The sequence below is a fragment of the Mesorhizobium sp. ANAO-SY3R2 genome (assembly GCF_042466635.1).
Taxonomy (GTDB): domain Bacteria; phylum Pseudomonadota; class Alphaproteobacteria; order Rhizobiales; family Rhizobiaceae; genus Aminobacter.
Map to the genome: position 1 here is coordinate 473968 of NZ_CP159955.1, position 17773 is coordinate 491740.

The 17773-nt window shown below is 65.2% G+C and carries 18 protein-coding genes; 13 read left to right on the top strand and 5 right to left on the bottom strand.

Annotation, left to right across the window (positions count from 1 at the left end; genetic code table 11):
- Positions 1–41 precede the first annotated feature (41 nt).
- The 4 genes from ABSY17_RS07100 to ABSY17_RS07115 are packed head-to-tail and all read left to right on the top strand — an operon-like array spanning position 42 to position 3998.
- On the top strand, positions 42–1088 hold the full coding sequence (locus ABSY17_RS07100) for a serine kinase (RefSeq protein ID WP_378948483.1): 1047 nt from the start codon (positions 42–44) through the stop codon (positions 1086–1088).
- Positions 1085–1846, top strand: coding sequence for a glycosyltransferase family 2 protein (locus ABSY17_RS07105; protein ID WP_378948485.1), 762 nt, complete (start codon positions 1085–1087; stop codon positions 1844–1846). Before ABSY17_RS07100 ends, ABSY17_RS07105 begins: the two co-directional genes overlap by 4 nt.
- A complete protein-coding gene (locus ABSY17_RS07110) occupies positions 1843–2517 on the top strand; it encodes a glycosyltransferase family 2 protein (protein ID WP_378948487.1) in 675 nt (224 codons plus the stop codon). The genes ABSY17_RS07105 and ABSY17_RS07110 overlap by 4 nt, the downstream gene beginning before the upstream one ends.
- An 11-nt stretch (positions 2518–2528) precedes the next feature.
- Entirely contained in the window at positions 2529–3998 is a 1470-nt protein-coding gene (locus tag ABSY17_RS07115) for a nucleotidyltransferase family protein (RefSeq protein WP_378948489.1), read from the top strand.
- A 90-nt stretch (positions 3999–4088) separates the two neighbouring features.
- On the opposite strand, the gene ABSY17_RS07120 is transcribed toward ABSY17_RS07115, so the two are convergent.
- A complete protein-coding gene (locus ABSY17_RS07120; protein WP_378948490.1) occupies positions 4089–4886 on the bottom strand; it encodes a class II glutamine amidotransferase in 798 nt (265 codons plus the stop codon).
- 243 nt (positions 4887–5129) lie between these two features.
- On the opposite strand from ABSY17_RS07120, the gene dut reads away from it, so the two are divergent.
- The 4 genes from dut (at position 5130) to ABSY17_RS07140 (ending at position 8723) form a co-directional block, all read left to right on the top strand.
- Positions 5130–5609, top strand: coding sequence for a dUTP diphosphatase (gene dut / locus ABSY17_RS07125; RefSeq protein ID WP_378948492.1), 480 nt, complete (start codon positions 5130–5132; stop codon positions 5607–5609).
- On the top strand, positions 5606–6262 hold the full coding sequence (locus tag ABSY17_RS07130) for an HAD family hydrolase (protein WP_378948494.1): 657 nt from the start codon (positions 5606–5608) through the stop codon (positions 6260–6262). The genes dut and ABSY17_RS07130 overlap by 4 nt, the downstream gene beginning before the upstream one ends.
- Before the next feature lie 66 nt (positions 6263–6328).
- On the top strand, positions 6329–7138 hold the full coding sequence (locus tag ABSY17_RS07135) for an oxaloacetate decarboxylase (RefSeq protein WP_378948496.1): 810 nt from the start codon (positions 6329–6331) through the stop codon (positions 7136–7138).
- A gap of 136 nt (positions 7139–7274) precedes the next feature.
- Positions 7275–8723, top strand: a complete 1449-nt coding sequence (locus tag ABSY17_RS07140; protein WP_378948497.1) for an aldehyde dehydrogenase family protein — start codon at positions 7275–7277, stop codon at positions 8721–8723.
- 251 nt (positions 8724–8974) lie between these two features.
- Here the strand turns inward: ABSY17_RS07140 and ABSY17_RS07145 are convergent, their stop codons facing one another.
- From ABSY17_RS07145 to ABSY17_RS07155, 3 genes are all read right to left on the bottom strand, one after another.
- Positions 8975–9646, bottom strand: coding sequence for an MBL fold metallo-hydrolase (locus ABSY17_RS07145; protein WP_378948499.1), 672 nt, complete (start codon positions 9644–9646; stop codon positions 8975–8977).
- Between the two features lie 50 nt (positions 9647–9696).
- The gene (locus ABSY17_RS07150; RefSeq protein WP_378948501.1) at positions 9697–10863 is read right to left on the bottom strand and encodes a diphosphate--fructose-6-phosphate 1-phosphotransferase; all 1167 of its coding nucleotides are present in this window, start codon (positions 10861–10863) and stop codon (positions 9697–9699) included.
- Positions 10864–10980: 117 nt separating this feature from the next.
- Positions 10981–11730, bottom strand: coding sequence for a L,D-transpeptidase (locus ABSY17_RS07155; protein WP_378948502.1), 750 nt, complete (start codon positions 11728–11730; stop codon positions 10981–10983).
- Between the two features lie 166 nt (positions 11731–11896).
- Between ABSY17_RS07155 and ABSY17_RS07160 the strand changes: the two genes are divergently transcribed.
- The 5 genes from ABSY17_RS07160 (at position 11897) to ABSY17_RS07180 (ending at position 16734) form a co-directional block, all read left to right on the top strand.
- Positions 11897–12520, top strand: coding sequence for a LysE family translocator (locus ABSY17_RS07160; protein WP_378948504.1), 624 nt, complete (start codon positions 11897–11899; stop codon positions 12518–12520).
- A gap of 298 nt (positions 12521–12818) precedes the next feature.
- Complete coding sequence (xylB, locus tag ABSY17_RS07165) at positions 12819–14273, top strand: xylulokinase (RefSeq protein ID WP_378948506.1); 1455 nt, start codon at positions 12819–12821, stop codon at positions 14271–14273.
- On the top strand, positions 14270–15580 hold the full coding sequence (gene xylA, locus ABSY17_RS07170) for a xylose isomerase (RefSeq protein ID WP_378948508.1): 1311 nt from the start codon (positions 14270–14272) through the stop codon (positions 15578–15580). Before xylB ends, xylA begins: the two co-directional genes overlap by 4 nt.
- Before the next feature lie 38 nt (positions 15581–15618).
- Positions 15619–15912 carry a hypothetical protein gene (locus ABSY17_RS07175; RefSeq protein ID WP_378948511.1) on the top strand — a complete coding sequence of 98 codons (294 nt, stop codon included), beginning with the start codon at positions 15619–15621 and terminating at the stop codon, positions 15910–15912.
- A 30-nt stretch (positions 15913–15942) separates the two neighbouring features.
- Positions 15943–16734, top strand: a complete 792-nt coding sequence (locus ABSY17_RS07180) for a TIGR01458 family HAD-type hydrolase (protein WP_378948514.1) — start codon at positions 15943–15945, stop codon at positions 16732–16734.
- On the opposite strand, the gene ABSY17_RS07185 is transcribed toward ABSY17_RS07180, so the two are convergent.
- Positions 16731–17711: a GlxA family transcriptional regulator gene (locus tag ABSY17_RS07185; protein ID WP_378948517.1), complete on the bottom strand. Its 981-nt coding sequence runs from the start codon at positions 17709–17711 to the stop codon at positions 16731–16733. The two genes, ABSY17_RS07180 and ABSY17_RS07185, sit on opposite strands and share 4 nt — an antisense overlap.
- Positions 17712–17773 lie beyond the last annotated feature (62 nt).

Here is a 17773-nt window from a genome sequence, read left to right on the forward strand (position 1 = left end):
GACAATCGTCCATTTCTCCACGCCTTGATTTCAGGTTGCAGATGCAACGGATAACCCTCGACGGTGTTGCTGACTATGCGCGCGAGTTGATCGCCGCGTGTGCTTCAACTGCCGATGCATTCCCGGTACGGCAGTGCGTCGACCTGGCGGGTCTTTCGATCGATGTGTTTTCCGATCACGGCGCCTTGGCGCAGGCCATGGCTTATGGCATGGCCACCACTGCGCCGGCTTCGGGTTCGCCGGCGTCGATCTTCCTGGCCCATCCGGCTATCGGAGCGATGCAGCCATCCGCGCGATGGGGGGAGGAACTGTTCTCCCAGCAGGCCTTCTCGGCAAGGCTGGAAGCCAACGGGCTGCGCGGCAGCTATTTCCACGATCTCCGCTACTGGCAGTTCTACGATGTCGAAAAGAGATCGGGCGTGCAGTTGATGTTGTCGGCCGATGGCTGTCCGCCATGGGAGTTCGGCGCGCCGCTGCGCTGCTTCCTGCACTGGGAATACGCCGCGCGCGGTCAACGCCTGACGCACGCCGGCACGTTGGGTATCGGCGGTAAGGGAGTTCTGCTTGCCGGCGGGGGCGGCGCCGGAAAATCGGGGACCGTCGTTGCCGGATTGCTCGCCGGACTGGACAGCGTCGGCGATGACTACGTGCTCATGGACCTGTCGGATGGCCGTGCCACGGCCAGACCATTGTTCACCACGCTCAAGCAGGATCCTGCCGGTTTTGAACGCCTCGGCCTTGCCGCGCGCCTTCCTGAGCCCGGCGAGCTCAATTGGCAGGGAAAATACCAGTTCAGGGTGCAGGACATTGCACCGCGCGGCGTGGCCAATCGGCTCGAAATCGCGGCGCTGCTGGTGCCCCGCATTTCCGGCGGCAACAAGAGCATCATCGAGCCACTCTCGCGCAAGGATGCACTCATGGCGCTGGCGCCATCGGGTATCGCGCAGATGCCCGGCGAACGCGAGAGCGGGTTCCGCTTCTTCGGCGAGTTGACGCGCCAGCTTCCGTGCTTTCGCTTGTCACTGGGCACGCGCGGTGACGAAATCGCGGAAACGATCGCTGCCTTTCTGGAGAGCGGGCGGCCATGAAGCTGAGCATCATCGTGCCGGTCTACAACCGCGAAAGGTATGTCGGTTCGACCTTGCGGTCGATTCTGCGCCAGCGCGACGACGCCGACCTGGACATTATCGTCATCGATGATGGCTCGAGTGATGGCAGCGCGGACATCGTGCGCGCCTTCATCAACGAAGGTGCTCCGATCAGGCTTTATTCGCAGCCCAATGCCGGCGTGACCAAGGCGCGCAATACGGGTCTGAGGCGACTGCCTGCCGATGCCGAATTCGTCAGTTTTGTCGATTCCGACGACATTTCGCCGGTAGGCCGCTTCGCCGCCGACCTTGCCTTCTTCAAGGCCGATCCATCGCTCGAACTGACCTATTCCTTCATGCGAATGGTGGATCAAATTGATGATGACAGCCTGGAGCCGGTAGCCGGGTGCGACGACCGGATTTTCCGAGGCGTGCATCTGTCGGCGGGGATCTATCGGCGGAGTCTGGTCGACCGTATCGGTGAATTCGACGAGGATCTGGCCCAGGCCGAGGATACCGACTTCCTGTTCCGGGTATTCGAGCAGCGGGCTCGATATGTGTTTCCCGACACCATAGCCATTTACTATCGCCGCCATGACCATAGCCTGACCAAGAACATTGCCGAGGCACGCAAGGAGTTTCTCAAGGCGATGCAGAAATCGATGAAGCGACGAAAGGCTGATCCGACACTCGGCGACCTCAGGGGCTTCATCCAGATAACCCATCCGTCCGCCAACACTGCGCCGTCCAGCCCATGACCTATGCTGTCGTCATCCCTGCATATAATTCGGCCCGGACAATTGCCGAGACGTTGCGGTCGGTCGCCGCACAGACATTGGCACCGGCCGAGATCATCGTGGTCGACGATGGTTCTACCGACGACACGGCAGCCGCTGCCATTCAGTCGGGCGTTCCCATTCAATATGTTCGGCAGGACAATACCGGTCCCGGGGCGGCAACGACGAGAGGTTTTGCACTGGCATCCACGCCATTCATCGCCACTGTCGATGCCGATGACCTGTGGCTCGCCGACAAGATCGAGCGCCAGTTCCGGCGGCTTGACGGCGAGCCGGACCTCGCTGCGGCCTTCACACACTGGCGCACGTTCAGGCACGGAGAACCGGACACCGGGCTTGGCCACGCAGGCCCTGGCTGGTCTCGGACGACGATGCTGGTTCGTCGCGATGTCGCGCTGGCTGTCGGGCCGGTGATCGATCCCCCGGGCAACCGCGGGGAGATGATCGACTGGCTGGGGCGGGCGCGCGCGGCGGGGCACAAAATGGCCATGATCGATGAGGTGCTGGCGCTCAGGCGTATCCTGCCCGGCAGCCTGTCATATGGCCGCGACCCTGCACGCGACCGCGGTTATCTCGAAGTGGCGCGGATGGCCATGATGCGACGCAAGCTGCAGAAGGACGGCCAGGGTTGATGGGAGCGGCATTGCGCAGAATAAGTCGTCGTTTTCCGGACTATGGCTGGGCCTGGCCCACGCGCGGGCTTGATCAGTTGCTGAAGGCGGTGCTGCTGCCGGACCAACAGGTGGCACACGCCGAGGCCGCGTCCTGGCTCGACTCCAATGACATCGACCTCGTGGAATTTCGCGAGCATCGCCTGCTTGCCGCAATCGCGGATCGTTTCGGCAAGGCGCTGTCGTCGCATCCCGCCTATCCCCGGCTCGCCGGCCTGCAAAAGATGCTGTGGACCAAGTCGCGGCTTGCCATGCGCGAGGCAGAGCCGGCGTTGCTGGCGATGGTCGACGCCGGCGTGTCGGTGATGTTGCTCAAGGGGGCCAGCCGTATCGCTACCGACCCGGCGGCCCAGCGCGGCCGGGTCGCGCACGACATCGACATACTGGTGGCGCCGGATCAGATGGCCACTGCCTTCGACGTGCTGCGGAAGCAAGACTGGAAAGTCTCGAACGGGGTGACGCCGCAATATCTGCGGCCGCGCTTGGCGTCCTTGCGATCGATGAATTTCTTCAAGGGCAGCTACGGCGACATCGACTTGCATCAGCTTGCCTATGACTGGTCGCAGGTCGACGCCACTGACGACGAGGCCATCTGGCGCCGGGCGCAGCCGGCACGATTTTCGAACATGGATGTCTTCGTGCCGTCGCAAGCCGACAGGGTGGCGCTTGCGATTGGCCACGGTGGTCTCGACGCCCATACCCATAGCGACTGGCTTGTAGACAGTGCCATGGCCATCCGTGCAGGCGACGTCGACTGGGACGTGTTCTGCGATGTCGCCGAGCGGCGCAAGATCGCCGTGCCGTCCGCGGTGGCCCTAACCTATCTGGAAGCGGAGATGTCGACGCCGGTTCCGCTGGAAACGCTGTCGCGGATCGTCGCGATGGCTGACCGCTCCACGGCCTCACGCATCGTATCCTTGCTTCAGGCCAAGCCGCGCATCGACCTCAAGGGCCTGACGTGGTTGTCACGCGGGATGGCGAAACAGCTGAGGATGTACAGGAAATCGGCGGCGCGCGAACATGCCGCGCCAAGCATCGAATGGCGCGGCCGCCGTTTGTCGCGGCTGGCTGAAGGCGCTGCGAACGGATCTGCGCTGCTGCAGCCAATCACGCTGCCGCAGTCGCTGCCAGCCGGCGGCGAAGTCGTAATCGACCTTGTCGTCAAGCTGGACCTGCCGCCCGTGCGCCGCCGCATCGAGATGGAACTCAACGGCGGCGAGCATCATTTTGCCCGGCTGCGGTATCGCAAGCTCGGCAAGGGCGGTGGCGAAATGATGCTGCGGTTTAGCGGCGCGATCCGCCCCGAGGATGCCGATGGCGCACTCGCGCTGGTGGCGCGTCCGTCGCGCCAGTTCCGGGAGTGGGAGCATGCGCAGACTGTGGCCACCTATGGGGCACTGCCATTTCAGCTCGTGTCGGTGAAGGTGTCGCCCAGGCGGTGACACGGTGCCTCCCGCTGCGGGGCCGATGCGCCGGAGCCCGTTCAAATCCAATTGCTTCGGTTCGAGGTCCTTCTCAAGGAGCCGCTATTTCTACTCGGCTGCAAGTATCGCGCTTGCGTCGGCAGGTTCGAACGGGTGGATGGACGTGCCCTCCCGCGTCATGACGACGAAGCTGGACGGCGGCACTGCCTGCCAGATTCCGCCTTCGCGGTCGAACGGTTCGGAGACGATGCAGCGGCCGGTCGGCCCATCGCGCGTGTAGAGCGTCGGCGCGTGCACGTCGGTGGCATAACGTACCGCAAACAGGGTCCGGCCGTCGCTGAACGCAGCGGTCAGCTTGAAAGCAGGCTCGATGCCGGCACTTTGCGCAGCCTGCACGACACGGCCGGCGGCACGTGCGACCGCACCTTGCGGGTCGGTGTCCAGCCCTTCCTCCAGCATCAACAGGAAGAACAGTTCGGAATCGGTGGTGCCTTGCCGTTGATCGTAGAGCTCGTCGGCGATGGCAGCTTCCAGCCGGCGGCGGATGCGCTCGAAACCCGATATCTGGCCATTGTGCATGAAGCTCCAGCGGCCCGATACGAAGGGATGGCAATTGGCTCGGCTGGTCGCACCCCCGGTCGCGGCGCGCACATGGGCCAGGAACAAGCCGGACCTGATCTGCCGGCACAGGCTTTTCAGGTTGGGATCCGACCACGCCGGTAAAATGTCGCGATAAAGCCCCGGCTCCGGCCGGTCGCCGTACCAGGCGAGCCCGAAGCCATCACCATTGGTCGCCGACTTGGCCTCCTGGGCGCAATGGCTCTGGGCGATCAGCGAATGGCAGGGCGCGGTCACGATGTCTTCGAGGAAGACCTCTTCACCGAAATAAGCGGCCCAGCGGCACATGGCTCATCGCCCCCACTTCTTTGCATGCGTGATGCGGAAAACGCCGCCCAGACTGGAACGGTATGGATAACAAATGGTAAACGCGGTCCCAGGCAGTCGGCGACATCCTTCGACAATGTGGTGGAGTATGGATGAGAATTTCACGGCAGGCATGGCCAAAAACACACAGTGCTGGCGCTGGAAACACGCAGGGCGGTTCACGGGATTGACCTTCCCGACCGACCGCTCCATAGGATCGCCGCCATGAAATCCGCCATTGAAATGTCTTCCGCCCCCGTCGTCGGGATCGTTCGTTTGCCGCATGCCGGCGACTTGGCACTGCCGTCCTACGAGACCGCGGGCGCCGCCGGCATGGACCTGCGTGCCGCGGTGCCTGCCGACCGGCCGCTGCTCATCCTGCCGGGCCGCCGCGCGCTGGTGCCGACCGGTCTCGTGTTCGAGATCCCCGAAGGTTTCGAGGGCCAGATCCGCCCGCGTTCTGGCCTTGCCTTCAAGCACGGCATCACCTGCCTCAACACGCCCGGCACGATCGACAGCGACTATCGCGGTGAGGTCAAGGTGCTGCTGATCAACCACGGCGACGAGGAATTCTACGTCGAGCGCGGCATGCGCATCGCCCAGATGGTGATCGCGGCCGGAGCACGCGCAACCATCGCGGAACGCGACCTCGCAGGCGGAACCGAGCGCGGTGCCAACGGCTTCGGCTCGACGGGCACGGCATGAGAGCGCCAAAGCTCGTCATATTCGACTGCGACGGCGTGCTCGTCGACACCGAACCGCTGGCCAACCGGCGCTTGTCGGCCTGGCTGACCGAAGCCGGTTTTCCGGTGAGCTACGAGGACTGCCGCCGCCAGTTCGTCGGGCGCAGCCTTACCTCGGTGCAAAAGGAAGTCGAGGCGACGGGCGTCAGCCTTGGTAGTGATTTCGTCGAGCGCTGGTATCGCGAACTGCCTGACCTGTTTGGCAGCGGCGTTGAGGCCATACCCCACATCGAAACCTTCATCGGCGCGGTGCAGGATCCTGGTATCGCCTATTGCGTGGCGTCGTCGGCGCGCGTCGACAAGATGCACATGACGCTCGGCCAGGCCGGGCTTTTGCCGCATTTCCACGACGTGCTGTTTTCCGCCACCATGGTCAAGCGCGGCAAGCCGTTTCCCGATCTTTTCCTCCATGCTGCGACGACAATGGGTTTCGATCCGGCCGACTGCATCGTCATCGAGGACAGCGTCGCCGGCGCCCGCGCCGGGGCGGCCGCCGGCATGCGGGTGTTTGCCTATGGTGGCGACCTGCACGCCGACCGTGACGGACTGGCGGCAGCGGGCGGGGTCCTGTTCGACGACATGCGACATCTGGCAGGACTGATCCCCATCGTCTGAAATCAGTTTGTGAGGTTTCGAAAGCCAGTCTAGTATCGCCTTGCAGTTCGGAGTGAGGGCAGGGCGATGGACAAGGGCGCAATCTTCCGGAAACTTCACCAGGGGGCGAGCGCCTTCATCATTCCCAATCCCTGGGACATAGGCACCGCCAAGCTTTTGGCCTCCTTCGGCTTCGAGGCACTGGCGACGACGAGCGCGGGCTTTGCCTTTTCGCGCGGCCTGCCCGATGGCGGCGTCGGTTTCGAGACGATGATCCACCATTGCCGCGAGATGGCTCATGCCACCGCGCTGCCGGTCTCGGCCGATCTCGAGAAGGGCAAGGGCGACAGCGCCGAAAGTGCCGCCGAGACGATCTTCGCCGCCGAGGCCGCAGGACTGGCCGGCTGCTCGCTCGAGGACCACACCGGCGAGGCCGACAAGCCGATCTACGAATTCTCGCACGCGGTCGAACGTGTCGCGGCCGCGGCCGAAGCGGCGCGAGCGTTGAAGCACGATTTCGTCTTCACCGCCCGCGCGGAAAACTTCCTCTGGAACCGGCCCGATCTCGACGACACGATCAGGCGGCTGCAGGCCTTCGAGAAAGTCGGGGCCGACGTTCTCTACGCGCCTGGGATCACCGATATCGGCATGATCCGCACACTGTGCAGCGCGGTCACCAAGCCGGTCAACGTGCTGGCGGTGCCGGGCTTTTCGGTCGCCGCACTGAGCGAGGCTGGCGCCAAGCGTATCTCGCTCGGCTCAAAGCTGACGACTTACGCCTTTGGCATGATGGAGCGGGCTTCGCGTGAAATGCTGGGCCAGGGCACCTTCGAATTCGCCCGCGACGGCATGCCCTTCGCCAGGCTGCAGGCGATGTTCTCGCCCGATGAGCGCTAGGCTCATTTTCGTTCGGGCGACAACCGGTTCCATTTTTCGCTAGCCGGCCCCTTTGTCCGGGCTAAAAATACGGTCGGATTCGTGGCGCGCAGCGGCGTCGCCTTGGTCTAGAAATTGGTCAACACAGGAGCCTGCCATGCTGCGCAAGATGGATTTCTTCATCGACGGAAAATGGGTCGCGCCAGTCGTGGCCAGGGAACTCGAGGTGATCAATCCGGCCGACGAGCAGGCTTTCGCGGTGATCTCGCTGGGCTCGGCCGCCGATGTCGACAAGGCGGTGGCGGCGGCGCGGCGGGCTTTTCCGTCATGGAGCGCGACGAGCCACCAGCAGCGTCTGGCGCTACTCGAAAAGCTGCTCACCGCCTACAAGCGGCGTATGCGCGACATGGCCGAAGCGATCTCCTCGGAAATGGGGGCGCCGATCAAGCTGGCGCTCGAATCCCAGGCCGCCTGCGGTGCCGGCCACATCAGGAGCTTCATCAAGGTGCTCCGCGAATTCAGGTTCGAGGAGGCGCTGGATGCCGAGAACCCTGGGGAGCGCATCGTGCGCGAGCCGATCGGCGTCTGCGGGCTGATCACGCCCTGGAACTGGCCGATGAACCAGGTGACGCTGAAGGTGGTGCCCGCGCTCGCCGCCGGCTGCACGGTGGTGCTGAAGCCATCCGAGATCGCGCCGATGTCGTCGATCGTCTTTGCCGAGATGATGGAGGAGGCTGGTTTCCCGGCCGGCGTGTTCAACATGGTCAATGGCGACGGTCCGACGGTGGGCGAGGCGATGTCGCGCCATCCCGGCATCGACATGATGTCGTTCACCGGCTCGACGCGCGCCGGAGTGGCGGTGACGAAGGCTGCGGCCGAGACGGTCAAGCGCGTGGCGCTCGAACTCGGCGGCAAGTCGCCGAACATCGTCTTTGCCGACGCCGACCTTGCCGATGCGGTGACGCGCGGGCTGGCGCATTGCTTCGAAAACACCGGCCAGTCCTGCAACGCGCCGACGCGCATGCTGGTGCAGCGCCCGGTCTACGACAAGGCCGTCGACATCGCGGCGAAATACGCTGCCGAGGTCAAGGTCGGCAACCCGGCAGAGGACGGCGACCATATCGGCCCGCTTTCGTCGGCCGTGCAGTTCGACAAGGTGCAGGGGCTGATCGACGTCGCCATCAAGGAAGGCGCGCGCGTCGTTGCCGGCGGGCTCGGCCGTCCCGAGGGCTTCAGCCGCGGTTACTATGTGCGGCCTACCGTCTTTGCCGACGTCAGCAACGACATGCGCATCGCCCGCGAGGAGGTGTTCGGGCCGGTGCTGGCGATGATCCCGTTCGAGACCGAGGAAGAGGCGATTGCGATAGCCAACGACACGCCCTACGGCCTGTCGGCCTATGTGCAGTCGGGCGACCGGGCGAGGGCGCAACGCGTGGCGCGCAAGCTGCGCGCCGGCATGGTGCAGATCAACGGCGCCGATCGGCCCTATGGCAGCCCCTTCGGCGGCTACAAACAGTCGGGCCTTGGCCGCGAGGGCGGCAAGTGGGGGCTCGAGGACTTTCTGGAGGTCAAGGCGATCAGCGGCTTTGAGGAAGGGCTGGGCTGAACGGCGGCGGTTCCTAGCCGCCTTCGTGTAGATTCCCCCTCTCCGTCACGGCTTCGCCGTGCCACCTCTCCCCCGCTTGGCGGGGGAGAGGAACCCAGGTCCTGCAAGGTTGCACTCGGCCGTTTGGACCAGCCAGCTTGGCTGATGCCTGCGCGATTGGCGTTTCCTCCCCCCACGGAGTGGGGGGGGAGGTGGCACGGCGAAGCCGTGACGGAGAGGGGCTCTACTGCGCGCAAGGCGCGGCTCGCGGCCTACCCTTCGTTCCGTCTCAAATAGTCTCCAGCGATCTCGCGCATCCTCGGCCCGTCCATGCTCTCGGCATGACCGCCATGAACTACGCTGACCGGCAGGTCGAGCAACCGGCGCATCGTGGCGCAATAGGCGGTTCGGTCGGAATCGGGCATGTCGTCGACCAGCAGGCCGGCATGGATGGCGTCGCCGCTGAAGAAGGTTCCGTCCATTTCGTCGAACAGCCCGATCGAGCCGGGCGAATGGCCGGGCAGGTGCAGCACGCGGAAGCTGCGGTCGCCGAGGTCGATCCTGTCGCCGTCGTCGAGTAGCCGTTGCAGCGGCGCGGGCTCGATGCGGTAGTCCGCCACGTTCCAGCCGGGACGAGGAAGCTCCGAGACCGGCGAAGGCAGGTCGCGGAACATGTTCGCGTAGGTCGCCGTCTCCGGCATGGTCGCAAACGCGTCCGCCTCGATGCGCGGGCCGGCGCGGTACGAAAATTCGTGCAACGACCCGACATGGTCGAGGTGGACATGCGTCGCCACGACCAGCAGCGGCTTGCCGACGGGCGTGTCGATTTCCGGCGCGAGCGGGCAGATGCCCATGCCGGTATCGACCAGCAGGTCCACGTCCCGCCCCCTGACCAGCCACATGTTGGCGCGGCAGTAGTTGCTGACGAAAGGCTCGGTCAGCATCGTTGTCCGATGGTCAATGGTGGTGCTTGCGAACCAGCCCTGCTGCACGGTCAAACGAAGGGCTTGCCGATCTTGAAGCGGCCGGGGACAAGGCGGCGGAGATACTCCATGCCTTTCTCCGACAGGTGGTTGGCATCGGGCAGCATGAAATCGTCGGGCATGTGGCGCGTCTTGCCGGCGACATTGGCGAGCGGCACCAGCCGCATCACCGTCTTGCCGCCTTCATATTTCAGCGCGACTGAGCCGCCACCCTTTTCGGCGACGTGGACGGCAAAGACGCCGGCGTCGAAGGCTTCCTGGGCGTCGACGGCATTGATCGCGCCGATATAGCCGCGCGGCAGGTAGCCAAGCGCGTCGACGCGGGCGCGCTTGCCGGGCAGGCCCTCGGCGAGCATGCCCTCGAAGGCACGGCTCAGGTCGCTGCCGGAAAGCTTGACGTTGCCGTGGGCGTCACGTTCGAGCTTATCCGCCGGCACCAGGCTTTCGACCAGCGCGCGGCCGTCCTCGGTCGTCACACCCTCGGATACGGCCACCACGCAGCGGCGATGGCGGGCGAGCGAAGCCTTCACGTCATCGATGAAGCGCGGTGCGGAGAAGGCGCGTTCGGGCACGTAGATGAGATGCGGGCCGTCGGACTCGTCATCGCGCCAGGCGGCGGCGGCGGCGGTCAGGAAGCCGGCGTGGCGGCCCATGACGATGCCGACATAGATGCCGGGCAGGGCGCGGAAGTCGAGATCGACGCTGAGGAAGGCGCCAGCAACGAACTCGGCCGCCGAGATGAAGCCCGGCACATGGTCGTTCTCTTCGAGGTCGTTGTCGATGGTCTTGGGCGCATGAACGAAGGCGATGCTGCCCTGGGCCGCGTCGCTCAGGATCTGCTGGGTGCCGGAAGTGTCGTTGCCGCCGATATAGATGAAAGCCTGCGCGTCGACCTTCCTCAGGCCTTCAAGGATCAGGTCGCAATAGGCTGCGTCGGGCTTGTCGCGCGTGCTGCCAAGGGCCGCGCTCGGCGTCGCTGCGATGCGCAGAAGCTGTTCTTCGGCAATGTCGGTCAAATCGACATAGTCGCCGTCGCGGATGCCGCGCACGCCGTGGCGCGAGCCGAGGATGCGGGCGCTCGGATGGCGGCGACGGATTTCGAGCACCGCGCCAGCCATGGTCTGGTTGATCACGGCAGTGGGCCCGCCGCCTTGGGCGATCACGAATGTCGAGGCCATGGTGGTCGTCCTCCAAATTGTGCCGGTATCAGGCACATTCGTCCTTCTGATGAGCGGACGCAATGGGAGATTCGATCACCTTGTGCAAGCTGTCCCAGCGGCAGTGCCGGGAAGCACTCAGCCGACGACGATCGGCGTCTTGCCGTTGACGCGGCTGTAGAGGTCGACGACGTCCTGGTTGATCATGCGTACGCAGCCCGACGACATCGCCTGGCCGATGGTCCACCATTCAGGCGAGCCATGGACGCGATAGCCGGTGTCCTTGCCGTCCTTGAAGATGTAGAGCGCGCGTGCGCCGAGCGGGTTGTCGAGCCCGCCGGGCTGGCCGCCGCGCCATTTTTCCAGTTCGGGCTTGCGCACGATCATCTCGGGCGGCGGTGTCCAGGTCGGCCATTTCTTGCCGTACTGGATGTTGGCGCGGCCGTTCCACAAAAAGCCGTCGCGGCCGATGCCGACGCCGTAGCGGATGGCATCGCCGCCCGGCTGGACGAGATAGAGATAGCGTTCCTGCAGCCGCACGACGATGGTGCCGGGAGCTTCCCCGGTCGGGTCGACGACGATCTGTCGGCGGAACTTCGGGTCGACCTTGGCGAACGGGATTTCGGGCAGCACGTTGCCTTCGTCGGTGAAGGAAGCGTACATCAACTCGGGTCGGGTGACCTGTTTGTCGACGCTGATCTGCGGCCGGATCGAGCCGGTGGCGTAGTTGTCGAGGCCCATGGCGGGCATCTCGAAATCCAGGCTGCGACTGCAGCCGGCAAGCAGGCCGGTGGCGCCGAGGCCAAGCAGCAGGCTGCGGCGCGAGGCCGATTTCGGGGTGTGGTCGTCAGGCAGGCGGGAGTTCGGCGAAAGGGGCGATTTCGACACGGCACGATCCACTGGTTACGCGGGAGCCGGACGCCAAGCGAGCTCCGGCCGGATAGAGCGCATTTTCCGCTTTCATGGTTGAAAAAGGATGAATGCCGCGTGCGTTCCGCGGGGGCTTTACAACCGCGCGGCGCAGGCGCTTGATCGCGCAAAAGAGGAGAAACAGATGTCGTTCGAAAGCTGGGCGGCCTTTGCCGCTGCCTCCGCGGTGATGCTCGTCATTCCCGGACCGACCATCCTCCTGGTCGTGTCTTACGCGCTCGGGCAGGGCTGGCGAACCGCGCTGCCCATGGCGGTGGGCGTGGCGCTCGGCGATTTCACTGCCATGACGCTGTCGATGCTCGGCATCGGCGCGCTGCTTGCAGCGTCCGCCACCATCTTCACCCTGCTCAAGTGGATCGGTGCGGCCTATCTCGTCTATCTCGGCGTCAAGCTATTCCGCGCCGGTGGCTCGCTCGATGCCAAGCCGCGCACCGATGCGACATCGGCGGTCAAGATGATGGCGCATGCCTGGATCGTGACTGCGCTCAACCCCAAGAGCATCACCTTCTTCGTCGCCTTCCTGCCGCAGTTCCTCGACCGCAACGGCAATTTCTGGACCCAGATGCTGATCTTCGAGCTGACCTTCCTGACGCTCGCTTTCGCCAATGCCTTTGGCTACGCGCTGGTTGCGGCGCGCGCCCGCAGCGTCGTTGCCAACCCGCGCGCCATCCGCATCTTCAACCGCACCGGCGGCACGCTGCTGGTCGGTGCCGGCATCGCCGCGGTGGCGGTGCGCTCCGGCAGCTGAGGCCGGAGGCTAGCGCAAAGGGTCGGCCCAACCATCCGGGTTCGCCATTTCCTGCGCGGTGCGCGGCCTGCCTCGGCGCGCCGGTCGGGGTGTCGCCGCACTGAAATGATATTTTTTGCGAGATTCGAAAAAAATATCGGCACTGCCACTTTCAGACCACGGAATTTTTGCTAAGAAACGCTGTCCGTCGGAGGAACGGGCAGGCGGCCTGGCCGTTTCCGGCTTGGCGCCGATGGTTTGATGGGCTGCAGGCGCGCAGCAATTGCGCGCCAAACTTGCCCGTTCGGGAGGAGCGATCATGTATCTCGGGCTGGATCTCGGCACGTCGGGCGTCAAGGCGCTGTTGATCGATGCCGACCAGAAGGTGATTGGTTCCGGCCATGGCGCCCTCGACGCCAAGCGGCCGCATCCGGGCTGGTCGGAGCAGGATCCCGCCGACTGGATCCGAGCCACCGAACAGGCGATTGTTGAGCTCAAGGCGACCCATCCCAGGGAACTCGCGGCGGTCAGCGGCATCGGTCTGTCGGGGCAGATGCATGGCGCGACCCTGCTCGACGCCAGCGGCAACGTGCTGCGCCCCTGCATCCTGTGGAACGACACGCGCAGCCATATCGAGGCAGCTACGCTTGACGCCGATCCGCGCTTCCGGCGGATCACCGGCAACATCGTCTTTCCGGGCTTCACCGCGCCCAAGCTCGCCTGGGTCAAGGCCAATGAGCCGGCGGTCTTCGCCAGGGTCGCCAAGGTGCTGCTGCCCAAGGACTATCTGCGGCTCTGGCTGACGGGCGAATATATCTCCGAAATGTCGGATGCCGCTGGCACCGCCTGGCTCGATGTCGCCGGCCGGCGTTGGGCGAGCGAACTACTTGCAGCGACCGATCTCGATGAAAGGCACATGCCTCAACTGGTCGAGGGCACCGAACGCGCCGGCCAACTGCGCGGCGAACTGGCAGCGAAATGGGGCATGGAGCAGGGGATCGTTATCGCCGGAGGCGCGGGCGACAATGCCGCTTCGGCCGCTGGCATGGGCACGGTGCGGCCCGGTGCGGCCTTCGTCTCACTCGGCACCTCGGGCGTGCTGTTTGCCGCCAACGGTGCCTATCTGCCCAATCCCGAAAGTGCGGTTCACACGTTCTGCCACGCGCTGCCGAACACCTGGCACCAGATGGGCGTCATCCTGTCGGCGACGGATTCGCTGAACTGGCTGAGCAACATCACCGGCAGGGACGCTGCCCTTTTGACCGGCGAACTCGGCGACGAATTGCGCGCGCCGTCGAGCGTCAGCTTTCAGCCCTATCTCTCCGGCGAGCGCACGCCCCACAACGATGCCGCCATTCGCGGCTCCTTCACCGGGCTTGGCCACGAGGCCGGCCGCGTCGAACTCACACAGGCGGTGCTCGAAGGCGTCGCCTTCGCATTCCGTGACAGCCTCGAAGCGCTTGCCAAGGCCGGCACCAGGCTGGAGCGGGTGACGGCGATCGGCGGCGGCTCGCGCTCGCGCTACTGGCTGAAGGCTATCGCCACGGCACTCTGCGTGCCGGTCGATATTCCCGCCGCCGGCGATTTCGGCGCCGCCTTCGGCGCGGCCCGCCTCGGGCTGATCGCGGCGGAAGGAGCCGATCCCTTCGCCATCTGCACGCCGCCGTCGACGGCCGACACCGTCGAGCCGGTCGCTGACCTCGCCGCCGCCTATTCGCAAGCCTATGCGCGCCATTGCGCGCTCTATCCCGCCATCGAAGGAGTCTCGTCATGAGCACCGGTTATTTCGGCGACATCAAGCCCGTTCGCTTTGAGGGGCCCGACAGCACCAACCCGCTGGCTTACCGCTTCTACAATCCCGACGAGGTGGTGCTGGGCAAACGTCTCGAAGACCACCTGCGCTTCGCCGTCGCCTACTGGCACAGCTTCGCTTGGCCGGGCGGCGACCCGTTCGGTGGCCAGACGTTCGAGCGACCCTGGTTTGGTGAAACGATGGACGACGCCAGGCTGAAGGCCGACGTCGCCTTCGAGATGTTCTCGCTGCTCGGCGTTCCCTATTTCTGCTTCCACGATGCCGACGTGCGCCCCGAAGGTGCTACCTTCTCCGAGAGTGCCGTGCGTCTCGAGGAGATCGCGGCCTATTTCGAAGGCAAGATGGCCAAGACCGGCGTCAAGCTGTTGTGGGGCACGGCCAACCTGTTCTCCAATCGCCGTTTCATGGCGGGGGCCGCCACCAATCCCGACCCTGATGTCTTCGCCTATGCGGCGGCGACGGTGAAGCACTGCATCGACGTCACCAAGCAGCTCAAGGGCGAGAACTACGTGCTGTGGGGCGGCCGCGAGGGCTACGAGACGCTGCTTAACACCGACATGGGCCGCGAGCTCGACCAGATGGGCCGCTTCCTCAACCTGGTCGTCGACTACAAGCACAAGATCGGCTTCACCGGCACGATCCTGATCGAGCCCAAGCCGCAGGAGCCGACCAAGCACCAGTACGACTACGACGTCGCGACGGTCTACGGCTTCCTGAAAAAATACGGGCTGGAGAAGGAGGTGAAGGTCAATATCGAGCAGGGCCACGCGATCCTCGCCGGCCACTCCTTCGAGCATGAACTTGCGACCGCCAATGCGCTCGGCATCTTCGGCTCCATCGACATGAACCGCAATGACTACCAGTCCGGCTGGGACACCGACCAGTTCCCCAACAACGTGCCCGAGATGGCGCTGGCCTACTATCAGGTCCTGCTAGGTGGCGGCTTCAAGACCGGCGGCACCAATTTCGACGCCAAGCTGCGGCGCCAGTCGCTCGACCCCGAGGACCTGCTGATCGCCCATATCGGCGGCATGGACGCCTGCGCCCGCGGCCTCAAGGCGGCGGCGAAGATGATCGAGGACAAGGCCCTGTCCGGTCCGCTCGAGGCACGCTATGCCGCCTGGAACGCGGCCGAGGCCAAGGCGATGCTCGCCGGGGAGAGGAGCCTCGAACAGATCGCCGCGCGGGTGGTCAAGGACAGGATCGAGCCGCAGCCGAGATCGGGCAAGCAGGAACATCTGGAAAACGTCGTCAACCGCTACGTCTGACGGCAACCGGACGGCGAGGGGGAGGACACACTTCCCCCTTGCCCAGCAATTGCCTCTTTCTCGCCCACAAGACGCCCGTCGAATCAGTGACTTACGCCGCCATGAGACGGGAACAAAAGACTTTCACCGAAATCCACGAGCCTGAGATCGACGCCCTGCTTGGTCAAACCGATACCGCCTCGTTTGTCGATCGATTGATGGCGCTGCCGCCTCCGCCGCTGGAGCCGGAGCTTTCCGACGAATGGAGCCGGGCGGTTGTAAGCCGGCTCGAGGCCGTGCTTGCGCAGAGTATGCGCGCACGCATTGACGGCGACGATCGCGATGCCGCCTGAACCCCGCAACTGAGGTTTGACGAACGGAGGATGGTCCGCCATCCTTCGGCGATGATACGCGCGGTGCTCCTGGACCTGTCGGGCGTCGTCTATGACGGCGACACGCCGGTTCCCGGTGCGGTGGCGGCCATCGGTCGCCTGCGCGAGGCCGGCTTGCCCGTCCGCTTCGTCAGCAACACGACCCGTTCGCCGCATGCCGCGATCCTCCGGCGGCTCGACAGCTTAGGCGTGTCCGCCGGCCACGACGACCTCTTCACGCCGGCGCGTGCTGCGGTCGAATGGCTGAGCCGTGAAAATTGCGTCCCGCATCTTCTCGTTCACCCTGACCTCGTTCCCGAATTCGCGGGAAACGAGTTCGGAGACAGGAAGGCGGTCGTGGTGGGTGACGCGGCGGACGCCTTTACCTACGGCACGATGAATGCAGCCTTCCGGCAACTCGTCGACGGCGCCGAGTTCTTGGCGCTCGCCACCAACCGCACCTTCAAGGACGCCGACGGCAGGCTCAGCCTCGATGCGGGCGCCTTCGTGGCAGCACTGGAATTCGCGGCCGGCAAGCAGGCGACAGTGCTGGGCAAACCCGCGCGCGACTTCTTCCGCTCGGCATTCGCCGGGTTGGGGTGCACGCCGGGGCAGGCGGTCATGGTGGGCGACGATGCGGAAAGCGACGTGGCCGGCGCGCTGAAGGCAGGGATCGGAGCGGGGCTACTGGTGCGCACCGGAAAATACCGCGCCGGCGACGAAAGCCGCTTCGCGCCGCACCCGACGGCTGTCGTCGAGGATCTTGCCGCGGCGGTCGACTGGGTTCTGGCGCACCGGGGCTAACCTCGCCGCAACTTCACCGGCGCGGTGCCGAAGGCGCGGGAAAAGCTGCGCGAAAAGACGGCTGCCGAGGAAAAGCCGGTCCGCTCGGCGATTTCCGTCATGCCGATGCGGGTGTCGACCACCAGCCGGCGAGCAGCACTCAGCCGCAGGCGCAGGTAATACGCACCCGGGGTCTCGCCGATCGAGCCGCGAAAGATGTTCTCCAGCGTGCGCGCGGTCGCGCCGGTGCGCCTGGCGATGGCGGCAATCGTCAGCGGCCTGTCGATATGGGCCTCCATCAGGCGGATGGCCTGCGCCAGTCGGGGATCGTAGCCGTCGAGCCGCCCGAGCGAAACCAGCGGCTGGGCGTCGGTGGCCGCGCGCGACTGGTCGTAGATGAACACGCTGGCCACATCGAGCGCGGTCGCCATGCCCAAGCGCGCGCGCACCAGATGCAGCATCAGGTCGAAGGCCGGCGAGGCGCCGCCGCAGGTGAAGACCGGCCCGTCGATGACATAGCGGTCGGGCCGCACGTCGATGTCGGGGAAGGCCGTGACAAAATCCTCCATGTCTTCCCAGTGGGTGGTGGCAGCGCGTCCGTCGAGCAGGCCGGCGCGGGCGACGAGCCATGTCCCGGCCTCGACGCCGCCGACGGCGCGGGCCTTGCGCGCGGCGCGCCGGAGCCCGCCAAGCAGCTTCGACGTGGCATAGCCTTGCGTGCCGAAGCCGGCAATGACCACCAGCATATCGGTCGCCGCGTCGGGGTCGAAGGCGTCTGACACCGCCACCGGCAGGCCGCAGGTGGTGATGGCGGGTGCGCCGGTCACCGAGACCAGGCGGAAGTCGAACAGGGTCTCGCCGCTCACCCGGTTGGCGGCGCGCAGCGGGTCGATGGCCGAGGCAACGCACATGATGGACGAGCCGGAGAACACCAGCATCGTCACCCTGAGCGGTGCCCGCTCACTCCGAAAGATGGTCGGCATTTCGCCTTCTGCCATTTCGAATTCGTAAAATGCAAAACAGGCTTCGGCAAGCGCGGCGATGATCGTTAGACATCGTC